The sequence below is a fragment of the Microvirga tunisiensis genome (genome assembly GCF_009296175.1).
GTDB lineage: Bacteria > Pseudomonadota > Alphaproteobacteria > Rhizobiales > Beijerinckiaceae > Microvirga > Microvirga tunisiensis.
The window spans coordinates 1-12,841 of record NZ_VOSK01000192.1; the positions used below are offsets into that span (position 1 = coordinate 1).

At 60.3% G+C, this 12,841-nt stretch carries 12 protein-coding genes; 5 read left to right on the top strand and 7 right to left on the bottom strand.

What is annotated here, in order from left to right:
• The 5 genes from FS320_RS28870 to FS320_RS28890 form a co-directional block, all read left to right on the top strand.
• Positions 1 to 380 (top strand): transposase (locus FS320_RS28870; protein ID WP_152711663.1); only part of this gene is annotated, 380 nt, incomplete at its 5' end.
• 104 nt (positions 381 to 484) lie between these two features.
• Positions 485 to 1,539 (top strand): IS630 family transposase gene (locus FS320_RS28875; RefSeq protein ID WP_152715719.1). Its coding sequence is split into 2 segments (ribosomal slippage): positions 485 to 971 and positions 971 to 1,539, totalling 1,056 coding nucleotides; the frame shifts between segments, so codons are not numbered across the junction.
• A 100-nt stretch (positions 1,540 to 1,639) separates the two neighbouring features.
• Positions 1,640 to 2,635 carry a UDP-glucose 4-epimerase GalE gene (galE, locus tag FS320_RS28880; protein WP_152715720.1) on the top strand — a complete coding sequence of 332 codons (996 nt, stop codon included), beginning with the start codon at positions 1,640 to 1,642 and terminating at the stop codon, positions 2,633 to 2,635.
• Between the two features lie 201 nt (positions 2,636 to 2,836).
• Positions 2,837 to 4,012, top strand: a complete 1,176-nt coding sequence (locus tag FS320_RS28885; protein WP_244627457.1) for a polysaccharide pyruvyl transferase family protein — start codon at positions 2,837 to 2,839, stop codon at positions 4,010 to 4,012.
• A 102-nt stretch (positions 4,013 to 4,114) separates the two neighbouring features.
• Positions 4,115 to 5,299 (top strand): glycoside hydrolase family protein, encoded by a 1,185-nt coding sequence (locus FS320_RS28890; RefSeq protein WP_152715722.1) that lies wholly within the window; start codon positions 4,115 to 4,117, stop codon positions 5,297 to 5,299.
• A 78-nt stretch (positions 5,300 to 5,377) separates the two neighbouring features.
• Here the strand turns inward: FS320_RS28890 and FS320_RS28895 are convergent, their stop codons facing one another.
• The 7 genes from FS320_RS28895 to FS320_RS28925 form a co-directional block, all read right to left on the bottom strand.
• Positions 5,378 to 6,574 (bottom strand): mandelate racemase/muconate lactonizing enzyme family protein, encoded by a 1,197-nt coding sequence (locus tag FS320_RS28895; protein ID WP_152715723.1) that lies wholly within the window; start codon positions 6,572 to 6,574, stop codon positions 5,378 to 5,380.
• 6 nt (positions 6,575 to 6,580) lie between these two features.
• A complete protein-coding gene (locus FS320_RS28900; protein ID WP_152715724.1) occupies positions 6,581 to 7,492 on the bottom strand; it encodes a dihydrodipicolinate synthase family protein in 912 nt (303 codons plus the stop codon).
• Positions 7,489 to 8,325, bottom strand: coding sequence for a carbohydrate ABC transporter permease (locus FS320_RS28905; protein ID WP_152715725.1), 837 nt, complete (start codon positions 8,323 to 8,325; stop codon positions 7,489 to 7,491). The genes FS320_RS28900 and FS320_RS28905 overlap by 4 nt, the downstream gene beginning before the upstream one ends.
• Before the next feature lies 1 nt (position 8,326).
• On the bottom strand, positions 8,327 to 9,268 hold the full coding sequence (locus FS320_RS28910) for a carbohydrate ABC transporter permease (RefSeq protein ID WP_152715726.1): 942 nt from the start codon (positions 9,266 to 9,268) through the stop codon (positions 8,327 to 8,329).
• 72 nt (positions 9,269 to 9,340) lie between these two features.
• Positions 9,341 to 10,627 (bottom strand): ABC transporter substrate-binding protein, encoded by a 1,287-nt coding sequence (locus tag FS320_RS28915; RefSeq protein WP_162003304.1) that lies wholly within the window; start codon positions 10,625 to 10,627, stop codon positions 9,341 to 9,343.
• Positions 10,628 to 10,700: 73 nt separating this feature from the next.
• Complete coding sequence (locus tag FS320_RS28920) at positions 10,701 to 11,507, bottom strand: SDR family NAD(P)-dependent oxidoreductase (RefSeq protein WP_152715728.1); 807 nt, start codon at positions 11,505 to 11,507, stop codon at positions 10,701 to 10,703.
• Positions 11,504 to 12,631 carry an ABC transporter ATP-binding protein gene (locus tag FS320_RS28925; RefSeq protein WP_338105524.1) on the bottom strand — a complete coding sequence of 376 codons (1,128 nt, stop codon included), beginning with the start codon at positions 12,629 to 12,631 and terminating at the stop codon, positions 11,504 to 11,506. The genes FS320_RS28920 and FS320_RS28925 overlap by 4 nt, the downstream gene beginning before the upstream one ends.
• Positions 12,632 to 12,841 lie beyond the last annotated feature (210 nt).

The window sequence follows — 12,841 nt, forward strand, 5'->3', positions numbered from 1 at the left end:
ACCTCCATGACCGCGCCGGAGCCGAACTCCTGCTGGAGGGTCTGCAGAATCTGTTTCCGGCCATTGAGTTGATGTGGGCCGACACGGCTTATCGTGGGCTGAAGGACTGGCTCCAGAAGGCCCTGAGCTGGAGATTATCCATCCCGCAGCATTGGTGGAGCGGCGGAACCTGGATGCGGGCTGACGCGGAGCCGCCGACGCGACCGAGTGGCTTCCAGGTGCTCGCACGCAGGTGGGTTGTCGAGCGGACCATCGGTTGGCTCACCACCAACCGGCGGCTCGCCAAGGACTACGAACGCTTGGTCGAGACCGGTGAAATGCTGCTCTATCTCGCCATGAGCCGCATCCTGCTGCGTCGCCTCACGCGAAAGGAAAGATAATTGCTCACCAGCCTCTTATACCAAGTCCCTGAAGGGCTGACTCTTTCGTGATTTCCTGGCCTGGCGGAGGTGTGATTCAGTTTGGTAAACCAGGGAAGGGTGCCATGCCGATTCCACTCCGAACTGACTTCAATGCTCATCAGCTTCGCGCGCTCGCCCGCCAGACGAAGAATGCGCCTCAGGCGCGGCGGCTTCTGGCGCTGGCAGCGATCTATGAGGGCGCCTCGCGCACCGAGGCAGCCCGGATCGGGGGCGTGACGCTGCAGATCGTGCGTGACTGGGTGCTCAAGTTCAACGCTCAAGGGCCTGACGGCCTGATCGACCGCAAGCCGCCGGGCCAGCCCTCGAGGCTTACGGATCGCCATCGCCAGCATCTGGTGCAGATGATCGAGGCTGGTCCGATCCCGGCGGTGCACGGGGTGGTGCGCTGGCGGCTGATCGATCTGATCCAGTGGCTCTGGGACGAATACCGGCTGCCGATCTCCAAACAGGCGCTGAGCCGGGAGGTGCGGGCGCTGGGCTATCGCAAGCTCTCGGCTCGTCCGCGCCATCATGCCAAGAGCGAAGCGGCGGTCGAGGCGTTTAAAAAAACTTCCCCGCGCGTCTGGCAGACATCGCGAGCAACGAGGCTGATGGCAAGCCGCTAGAGATCTGGTTTGCCGACGAGGCGCGGATCGGCCAGAAGAACAACATCACCCGCCGCTGGGCCAAACGCGGCACGCGGCCCTCGGCACCGCGGGACCTGAGAACCGCCTCGACCTATATCTTCGGGGCGATCTGCCCAGCGCACGGCAAAGCCGCCGGTCTGGTGCTGCCCCGCTGCACCACCCAGGCCATGAACGAACATCTGAAGGAGATCGCGCAGGCGGTGGCGCCGGGGGCGCACGCCGTCTTGCTGTTGGATCGGGCGGGCTGGCATGTCTCGCGCAAACTGCAGGTGCCGGCCAACATCACCCTGGTGCCGCTGCCGGCGAAAGCGCCCGAGTTGAACCCGGTGGAGAATATCTGGCAATATCTGAGGGAGAACTGGCTCTCGAACCGGATCTTCACATCCTACACCGACATTCTCGATCACTGCTGCGCGGCTTGGACCAAGCTCACGGACCAGCCCTGGACCATCATGTCCATCGGCTTGCGTGACTGGGCGCACGAGTTCTGATCAACGGGAGTTGGTATTAGTTGTCTAATCAGGGATATCCATCAAGCTGCGGCATCCCTTTCGCTTTCCCGAAGTCACAGCCAAGAGCAAGAGGTCAGTCATGACTGTATTGGTAACGGGTGGTGCCGGCTATATCGGAAGCCATATGGTTTTGGCGTTGGCCGATGCCGGAAAGGATGTCGTCGTCCTCGACGATCTCAGCACCGGCTTTGAGTGGATGGTCCACTCTTCGGCGACCCTCATTGAAGGGGATGTGGGCGACGAAGCTCTCGTTTCAGATATTATACAGAAGCATGGCATCAAGGCTATTGCCCATTTCGCCGGGTCGATCGTGGTTCCGGAATCCGTCACGGATCCATTAGGCTACTATCTCAACAACACGGTCAAATCGCGATCTCTCATCAGCGCGGCGGTACGGAGCGGTGTCGAGAAGTTCCTCTTTTCTTCGACGGCTGCCGTCTACGGCGACGCCAGACTGAGCCCGATCTCCGAAACGACGCCCCTCAATCCGGTCTCGCCTTATGGTACATCGAAGCTGATGACGGAGATGATGCTGCGAGATGTCGCTCGTGCTCATCCCTTGCGCTTTGTAGCCCTTCGGTACTTCAACGTTGCCGGCGCCGATCCCTATGGCCGAAGCGGGCAGAGCACCCGGCAGGCGACGCATCTCATCAAGGTCGCGACCCAAGCAGCTCTCGGCGAGAGATCTCGGCTTGAGATCTTTGGAAACGATTATCCGACTCCCGACGGCACATGCCTGCGTGACTATATCCACGTCTCGGACTTGGCTCATGCTCATACGCTCGCTCTCGACTATCTCGACGCAGGCGAGGACAGCATCGTTCTCAACTGCGGTTATGGCCGTGGATACTCTGTCCTCGAAGTCGTCGAGGCTGTCAGGCGGGTATCGGGCGTCGACTTTGCCGTGAACCTTTCTGCGCGGCGGCCCGGAGATCCCGCGACGCTGATTGCAAGTGCGGCTCAGATTCACGAGGTCTTGAAATGGTCTCCGAAGTTCGACGACCTGGAAGCGATCATCAGCCATGCACTGGCATGGGAGAACGGCCTGAAGGTTCGCCGAGCGAGAGCAGCTTAATTGGGATCGCAACATTGAGTATCGCGCACTCGCACGAGATCGTCCCCTTCAGGACAAAAGTCCTTTTGGGCTTCGGCACTCCCTATCTCCGAAACCAGCCTTCAGTTGCGCGGGCAACCAGACAGACAATCGATTTCAGGATGGAATCATATGCTAGACGAAATCACTAAAGATAATACGCTTGATCAGCCCGCGCTAAAGATGGCAGAGCCATCTAAGCCTCTGCGGGTTGCAATCCTATGGAAGCACCCATCTCTGGGTCTTTATTCGAACTCGGCTTTTGAAGACCTCTACAATGGTATCGGTCACAACAATGGGAATCTGGCCTTTGTTCATGCCATTGCCAGTCACATTTCCAATCCGGTCAAATTCTTCGGTTGGAGCGCGTCGGCGGAAACCCTGAGAGATAATGCCGATATCATCGTCATTCCGTGTGCCAACCAATTGGGACGCCACACGGATTACGGCAACATGGCGGACAACTTGGAAAAATCCGGCTTGCCGATCGTTGCCATTGGGCTTGGAGCTCAGGCCGACAGCTACGATCAGGACATCCAACTCACAGATGGGACGTACCGGTGGACCCAGGTCATTGCGCGATCTAATCCGTCCTCGTCGACATCCAACATCTATACCCGCGGCGCCTTCACCAGTTCACAGCTCGATAAGCTCGGCACCCACGGCTCCGTTGCCGGAGGCTGTCCTTCGTACTTTACGAACCAGGAGCCTGGTCTGGGCAAGAAAATCCACAAGCAGTGGTCGCAGCTCCCCCTGCCGCGCTCCATCTCAGTCGCAGCAGGTCACCAGGCGTGGGTGAAGACCCGCAACATCGAACATCAGCTGATCGGGCTGATGATGGACCCGATGTATCCGGGTCAATATGTGGTCCAGTCGATGGGCGAGATGATCAGGGTATCTCGAGGCATTTTCGATGACATCGATCCTCATGCTCTCAAGGAGATCCATAACCACACCGTTCCTCATTATTCCTTCGAGGAGTTCAAGGCGTGGTGCCGGAACTATGTCCGCTCCTTCTACGACGTTCCGGCCTGGATGGACACATTGCGCCGGCATGACTTCACGATTGGATCCCGTTACCACGGGGTGGCCTTGGCTCTTCAGGCCGAGCGCATGGGCTTGACTGTCACAATCGATTCACGAACCCGCGAGCTCTGCGAGAATACGGGAGTTCCGTCCGTCGCAGCATCCGACCTGACCGCGCCGCTCACCCGTTCCAGCTTGAAGAAGATGATCAATTTCGATCCCGATGCCTATGACAGGCATCGGAGTGAAGCGGCCTCGAGGTATCTCGACTTTCTAACGGCCAATAGAATCCAACCGGCTTCCTTCCTACATCGGATTGCCGCCAGCAAGTGAAATGATGGAGCGTCAAGTCACGGTAGATCCTGTCCCTGTTGTCGACCTCATGAGAAATGTCTCCCAAGGCCGCCGGACCGCGCAGAAGGGAGGCGCTTCATCGTGACCTACTTCAAGGATCTCACGAATAAGATCGGACGTTGGAACGCCTTCGCAGGGTCGCTGGTTCTGATGCTTATGATGAGCACGGCAGTGACCTCGGCTGGATCGCTTCACTTTTCAATCTCTTCCGAGGCTGAAGAGGTCTACAGCTATGAGCGGCAGCGATGCGACTGGCGCTCAATCCCCGATTCCCCTGCCAGGGCCTATCGCCGCCGTGACGGTTCTGTGGCTCTAATTGCGGCTCACTTCCGGAATAGGGTCCTCGAAGGGCTCAACTTTGCCAAGCTTCGCCCCGATTGCTCGATCGTCTCGCAAGGCGAGGAATCCGCCGATCCCTCTGCCTATGATGATCGCTTCTGGGTTCAGAGCCTCATCCCTCTCGGCGACGACCGCATTCTCGGATTGGCGAGCCAGGAGTTCTCCGGGCTCCGCCACGACGGGCTTTGCGCCAAGGGACCCGGCAAGCCGGAGTGCTGGTATCTCTCGATCGTCGGATTGGAGGCGAACGAACGGGATTTCTCATTCGAGTTGTTACCCCGCAACCAACGCCTCATTGCTGGATCGAACAAACCTTTCGACACGGGCATCACCGCCGCAGGCTTTCTCACGCTCTCGAATACCGTCTTCGATGGAGACTATGCCTATTTCATCGCCTGGACGGAGGATGCCGCAGAACCGGGCGGGCGTGGGAACTGCCTGTTCCGCGCTCCCCGATCCGACCTTGTGGCAGGCTGGCGGATGATGAGCGAAGGGCGCTTCGTTTCACCGCCGAACCCTTATCCATCGAGCGGGGAAGAGCCCGCTCAGGCAAAATGCGATCGTCTCGGCAACGGCGACATAACCGGAAAGATACGATCTCTGATTTGGCTGGAGGCCAAAAACCTCTGGATGGTTGTCTGGTCCACGCGGGCGAATGATACCGGCGGTGTCTATTATGCGACCTCGTCGGATTTGGAGAACTGGTCGTCAGCGAGCCTGCTTGCCCCGTTCGATCCACCGTGGGGAACAACAGAGAGAAAGACCTATTACGACTATCCCTCGATCATCGATCACGACAGCCCATCTCCTGTCTTCCAATCGGCTGGAAACACATTCCATCTGTATCTGACCCGCTTCAACTGGCAGTCAAAGCGGCCTACCATGAACAGGGACTTGGTTCGCTTTAAGGTGGTCTTAGATCGCTAAAGCTCTGAACCGGTTAGAATGATGCACGCACCATTGACTGCGGAGTGATCAGACAGCGACCTGTCGTGGGAAGCCTCGTTATCGATTTGAACTTCGCCCTTCCGCAACGACGAAGTTGAACAGCTCATTCCTGGGCTCGACCCCAAGGCCTGCTCCCGTCGGCACAGTGTATTGGCCTTGCGCACAACTCATATCACTGTCTGTAAAGGCGAGATTGCGATCAAAAACGGAGTGCTGGTACTCGTGATAGGGGATCCGCTGAAGAGCCGACGAGGCAACTAGGCTTGCCGCCATGAAGATACCGACACTGATGGATGCGTGCGGGACGGTATTGATGTGGAAGGTCCGCGCCATCCGGCCGATCTGGATGAACTCGGTGATACCGGTGTGACCGATCTCAGGCTGGATCACACCCATGCAGCGAGCTTCCAGCCTTGGGCGATATTCGTAGACGGTTCGCCACTCTTCCCCGAGCGCCAGGGGCACCCCGATGCTCCGCGCGACCCGGGCCTGTCCTTCCAGGTCTTCCGGCTGGCATGGGGCCTCAGCGAAGTAGAGGTTCGAAGCCTCAAGGCGTCGGATGAGTCGCACGGCTTCGGACGCTTCGAACTTCCAGTGCAGGTCGACCATCAGGTCGATGTCGGGTCCGACCGCTTCACGCAGGGCGAGCATCTCCTGCACGATACCCTCGTCGGACACGACCGCCGCAAACTTGATGCCGCGATAGCCCTTTGCCACCCAATCGACAGCGAGATCGCAACGCTCCTGCAATGTGGCGCGCGGCAGTCCCGACACATAGGCCGGGATCGTGGAATGCCGCCGCCCGCCAAGCAGGGTGGAGACGGAAACGCCGAGGTTCTTGCCGGCTAGATCCCAGAGCGCAATGTCGACGCCCGCCAGGGCATCCACGTAATATCCCCCGAAGAACCCGCGCACCCGCATGAGATCGTAGAGATCCTCGTGGATCACGACGGCGTCTCCGGGATCGCGCCCGATTATCACGGGGCCCAAGACATCGTCGATGATGGCCTTCGTCGCTTCGGGTGCCACGATGCCGTAGCACTCGCCCCAACCAACGCGCCCACTCTCGCCGGTCACCTTGATAAGCAAGGTCATGTCCGTGGAGGGATAGATCGTGCGATTGCCCTTGCGCACGAGGTAACCACGCTCGTTGATATGCTCTCCCTCTTTCAGCGGGCCGAGATAGGGCACCTCGCGCGGAATCGAGATGATGAAGGTTTCAACCTTGACGATGGCGTCGACCGAGTTGCTCATGATCGATCAGACCGGCCGGTGATGCTTGAAGGGAAGCGCGGCCTCCTGAAGGAGAAGCGTCAGTTCGGCACGGTCTCCCTCGTCAAACTTGGGCCCCTTGCCGCGGACGAACGTGTTCCGGATCACGCCGCGTCGACGCAGGACTTCCTTGGTCATGTGCATCCGGAAGATCGCCTGGAAATTCAGAAGAGGCAGAGACGCGGAATAGAGTTTCCGCGCCGTCGCGATGTCTCCCTCACGCCAGGATTTCATCATCATGGCGTGAATGTCGGCCAGTTCGCAGGCCGGCATGGTGCCGGCGGCACCTCTGGCCATCTCGTCCATCACATAGCGCCCCCCAGCGCCGCCAAAGATCGCATCCACCGAACCGTTCGCTGCGTTCCTGATGCGCGTGAGGTGCTGCCCGCAAGGCGGGGTTTCCTCCTTGACATAACGGATCATGTCGACGGCGGAGGCGACCGCCGCCACCTCCTCCGGTGTCAATCCGGCACCGATGGGCTTGGGCTGGTTCTGCAGCATGATCGGTACACCGGCATCGGCGGCCACCTGCTGGAAATACTCGATCTGGGCGTCGATCGAGTTGCCGAGATGCCCGGGCGCCATCACCATTGCCGCGGCAGCGCCGATTTCGGCGCCATGGGCGAGGTGACGAGCCGCGACAGCGGGATCGGGATCGCTCGCGCCGATAATGATGGGAATGCGATTGTCGATCTCGCGGGCCAGAAGATCGACCTGACGCCGCCGCTCCTCCTCGCTGAGGGTATCCACCTCGCTGGCAACGCCGGGATAGACGACACCGTCGACGGCGCTCTCGAGTGCGAACCGGATGATCGCCCTGAAGTCGGTCTCGTCGATGGCTCCATTGGAGCGGAAGGGGGTCGGAAGTACCGGAAATGCACCGGAAAGCGGTGTCGTCATTTGACAGCTCCTGCCGTAACGCCTTGGATGAAATATCTCTGGAGGAAGAGGAATGCGGCCACGATGGGAGCCGATGCCAGGAGGGACGCCGCCATGGCCCCACCCCAATCCGAGTTGACCTCGTTCAGGTAGGTGAGCAGCAGGCCGGGTCCGATGGTACGCTTCTCGTCCGACACGATGAGCGTCATCGAATAGAGAAGATCGTTCCACGACCACATGAAAGAATAGAGGAACACCGTGACGATCGGCGGGATCGAGATCGGGATGACGATCGTATGGAAGATGCGCAGATCGCTTGCTCCATCCGCGCGCGCCGCCTCGATCAGCTCGTCAGGAACCTGCGAGAAGTAGCTGTAGAGCATGTAGGTGGAGACCGGCAGGGCGAACACGATGTAGCTCAGGATCAACCCCGTGCGGGTGTCCAATAGGCCGATCTCGCTCATGAGCGGATAGATGCTGATCAGAAGCAACCCGAACGGGAACATCTGCGCGGAGAGCATGAAGAGCATCACCGGCTGACGGCCTGCGAAGCGGTATTTTGCGAAGCTGTAGCCGGCATAGAGCGCCAGGAGGGTGTTGAGGGCAGCGCTCGCGCCAGAGGCAACCAGGCTGTTGAACAGATACATCGGCAACTTGCCCGTCGTCAGGGCGGTCACGAAATGCGTCAGCGTCGGCGCAAGCGGGAACGGTGTCGGAACGATGCTGTAGAGCTCGGCATTCGACTTCACCGACGAGATCGCCAGCCAATAGAGCGGGAAGAACAGGAAGAGGCCTATCAGCGCTAGGAGCAGGCCGAAGACCACCTTGGAGAGGGTGCTGGACAGATCGAACATATCAGGCGCCTTTCACCAGCATGCGCAGGTACAGGAAGGCGGGCGGCAGCAGGGTCGCCACCCAGAGCACGCCGATGGCGGAAGCAAAACCGACATCCCATTGCTCGAAGGCGCGACGGTAGACCTCCACTGAGAGAACCGCGGTTGCGCGAACCGGACCACCCCCGGTCAAGGCATAGATCGTATCGAATTGCTGCAGATTGCCGATGACACCGAGCACCACCACGACGATCAGAACCGGGCGGAGGTGGGGGAGAACATGGTCGCGCAGGACCGCCCAGTTATTGGCGCCGTCGACCCTGGCCGCATCGACCTGCTCACGGTCCATGTTCTGCAGCCCGGCCAGGAAGAACGCCATGAAGAGCGGGATCGACAGCCAGATCTTGGTGATGATTACCGCGATCATGGCCCCGGTGGACGTGGAAAGCCAGGCCTGCGGCATATCGATGACGCCGATTTCCAGCAGGAACGCATTCAGCACACCGTAGCGGCTGTTGAAGATCCAGCCCCAGACGAAGGCGCTCACGGTGCTCGGCAAGACCCAGGGGAGAAGGGACATGGAGCGCAGCAATCCACGGCCACGAAACGGCTGATTCAGGATCAGCGCCCAGCCGAGTCCCAGAATGAGGGTCCCTGTGGTCGTGAAGAACACATAGATGGCCGTGGTGACGAAAGCCTGCCAGACGTCCGGCGTTGCGGCGAACTTGGCGAAATTTCGCAGGCCATAGAACCGCGGCGCCGGCGTCTCGAGCGTGTACTCGAACAGGGACAGCGCCAGTGCCTGGAGGAATGGGTAGAGGATGACGAGGCCGAAGGCGATGGCCGCCGGAAGCAGGAGCAGCATGCCGATCCGGCGCTGGCCGGCCTTGAGCCCGCCGCGGACGGCATGCGGAGATACCTGGACCGGTGCAGGAGCTGATGTGATCTCGGCGGCAAGACTCATGGAATCATCACATGCAAGGAAATGAAGGAGAGTTCGGCTGGCTGCACCGGGATGTGCAGCCAGCCGGGAGGATCAGTTCTGCTTGTTGACGTTCGCCATGGACGTCTCGAGGCGCTTGTGCATCGCCTGGATTGCGTCGTCGACGCTCTTCTGACCGAGCAGCGCACCCTGTGCCTCTTCGCCGATGATCTGCGTCAGTTCGGCGGCATTCGGCCAGATTCCAACCTCGTTGCGGCGCGGGTTGCCCGCCGCCTTGGCCCAGGCCGTCAGGAACGCGTCTCCCGTCACCTTCGGATTGGCCCGCGCGGACTTCGTCACCGGCAGAGCGCTCTGCTCGAGCGGAAACTTGGATTGCGCGTCATCCGAGGTTAGATAGGTGATGAATTGGCTGGCCGGCGCGTCCGCTTTCGCCTTGCCATCGGCCGAAAACTGAACCAGCAGATGCCCCCACTGAATGGAAGCGGGTTCCTTTCCGGCAACGGCTACTGGCGTTGACAGCGGCAGAACATTGGCGTCGAAAGCCGGACCCTGGCCGGAGAAGCTGCGCAGGTGCGTCCTTGCCTGAGGGGCATCGAAGAAGAAGGCCGAAGCGCCCTGGGCCACCAAGCGGCGGGCATCCGGCCGGTCGATCTCGGGAGCGGCAAGGCGATCCTTCATCAGGCTGACCATGAAGCCGAGCGCCTGCTTGCCGGCATCGCCGTTGCCGATCTTGACCTTGCCCTGCTCGTCGATGATCTCGCCGCCGAAGGTCCAGGTCCAGATCATGAAGTCGAGAAGGATCGAACCGTTGTTCTTGGTCGCCATGGTGTAAGGCACCGAGTTCGGGACCTTGTCACGAACGGCGACCAGGGCGCTCCTGAACTCCTCGATCGTCGTCGGCGTCTTCGTGACGCCGGCCTTCTCAAGCACCGCCTTGTTGGCGATGAGGCCGATGGAGCCGGAGATGAGCGGCAGAGCATATTGCTTGGATCCGATCTGCCCCATGGCAAGAGCATCCGGGGCGAAAATCGCAGCCAGCTTGTCCTTGCCATAGACCTCGTTCAGGTCGACGAGACCGGCGACGTTGGCGAAGCTCGGAAGCCAGCGTTCCGAGAGCTGTGCGACGCTCGGCAGAGTCTTGGAGCGAGACCGCAGGAAGATGTTTTTCTGCATATCGCCCCAGGCATAGCCCAGCGGTTCAACCGTGAGCTTGGTCTGCGCCTCGAATCCCTTGAGCAATGCTTCCACGGAGGGCTTGGCGGCTTCCTCCGCATAACTGAAGCTCATGAAGCTGATGTCGGCTGCGTACGCGGCTTGGCCCGAGAAGCCAAGCCCCGCTGCAAGCATCGCAACTGAAGCAATCGACTTGATCTTTTTCATCGTTCTTCCTCCCGATATGGAGCAAAAACCCCATATTCCCGCGCACATATTTTCCCTTAAGGGCGGTTGTGCGCTAGACCACCCCTGCGTCGACGATGAATGTCTGCGCGGTCACGAGACGTGAGTCGTCGGCAGCAAGCCAGAGCGCCATCCGGGCGATGTCCGGTGGCAGGAGATGTTCCTTGAGGCACTGCACCTCGAGATATTCCGCGAACTTGCCGTGATAGATGCGCTTGGCCCGCTCTACTTGGCGCTCGGTCAGAACCCAGCCGGGAGCGATGGAATTGACGCGGATGTTGCGCTCGCCGACCTCGCGCGCGAGCGACTTCGTCATCCCCATGACGGCGGATTTTGCCGTCGTGTAGAAGATCAGCCCGGCAGCTCCGCGCATCCAGGAGATCGATCCCATATTGATGATGGATCCGCCCCCGGCTCGGGCCATATCGCCGATCACCGCCTGCGCGGCAAAGAACTGGTGGCGCAGGTTCGTCTGAAAGCGCTCGTCCCAGTATTCGGGCGTCACGTTCTCAAGAGGCATCCGGTCGTCGTTGCCGGCATTGTTGACCAGAACCCGGACCGGTCCGATCCGCTCCGAGAGGGAGCTGATTGCAGTGCGAAGTGCCCCGATGTCGCGCAGGTCCACCGCTTCGTGGTGCGGCGGATTGCCGGTCGCCGCTCCAATGCGTCGGGCTGTTTCGTCCGCGGTGTCCGAGTTCAGTTCGATGAATCCGACACGGGCGCCTTGCGTGCAGAAATGCTCGACCAGGGATGCGCCGATGCCGGACCCGCCCCCCGTGATCAGAACCCCCTTCCCTTTCAGGCTCGGATAAACGGCCCCCTCAACCGTCACACGCGGGATGAGTTCAGAATGAATGCTCATGCTGCGTTCCTCGCCATCGGCTTTGCGGAAACCAGCGTCCGTCCGTCAGCCGAGAACACGTGGACTGCGTCCGGATTGACCGAGACACCCACATGCTCGCCCTGACGAATCGACCGCTCTCCGTCGAGACGCACGACGATCATCTCATCTGTGCCTTCAAGCCCCACATACGCATAGGTGTCGCTGCCGAGATGCTCGGTCATGACGATCGTGCCGCTCAGGGCATTGCTGCTCCCGGGCGCGCAAAGTTCGAGATGCTCGAGGCGAACACCGATCTCGCTGGGGGCCTCGGGCGGCAGCGTATTCAGCGATACGAGCCCGCCGTGCACTCTCGCCCGGCTCCCTTCGAGTCTCTGCTCTTGGACAGACAGGAAGTTCATTCGTGGGCTTCCGATGAAGCCTGCGACGAAGCGATTGACCGGAGCGTTGTAAAGATCGAGCGGGGAGCCGATCTGCTCGACGCGACCGGCATTGAGCACCACGATCTTGTCGGCGAGCGTCATGGCCTCGATCTGATCGTGCGTGACGTAGACCATCGTTGTGCCGAGTCGCTCCTTCATGCGCGCGATCTCGATGCGCATCTCGACCCTGAGCGCGGCATCCAGATTGGAGAGTGGCTCGTCGAACAGGAAGATCTTCGGCTCGCGCACGATGGCCCGGCCGATGGCGACACGCTGGCGTTGACCGCCCGACAGCTGACGCGGCTTGCGGTCCACGTAATCGGAGATCCGCAGCACCTTCGCCGCCGCCTCGACCCGACGACGGATCTCCTCGCGCGGCGTACCCGCCAGCTTCAGGGCATAGCCCATGTTGTCGGCGACGGACATATGCGGGTAGAGCGCGTAGGACTGGAACACCATGGCGAGGCCGCGCTTGGCGGGTGGCACGTCGTTCACCACCTGACCGTCGATCATCATCTGACCCGAGGTGATCTCATCGAGCCCGCAGATCAGGCGCAGCAGCGTGGACTTTCCGCATCCCGACGGGCCCACGAAGGCGGTGAACTCACCGTCCTCGACGGTCAGGTCGATTCCCTTCAGCACATCGACATTGCCGAACGACTTGCGGATCTGATGAAGCTCTAGTCTAGTTTCCGTCCACAAACGGCAAACGTTTGATTTCACTACGTGAATCATAGCTTTGCGCGAGCAAGGCCCGGCGGTTTCAGGTATCTTGGATCATGCCACTGAGTCCAAAGCCCTGCCACCGCCGGAGCCGACAATGCGCCAAGAACGCACCGTCCAAGCCAGCATATTCGATCTTTTCGCCACGCACGAGATCGGCTGCGAGTTGAAGGCGATGTCACAATGGCTGGATGAGCATCGCGATCTGTT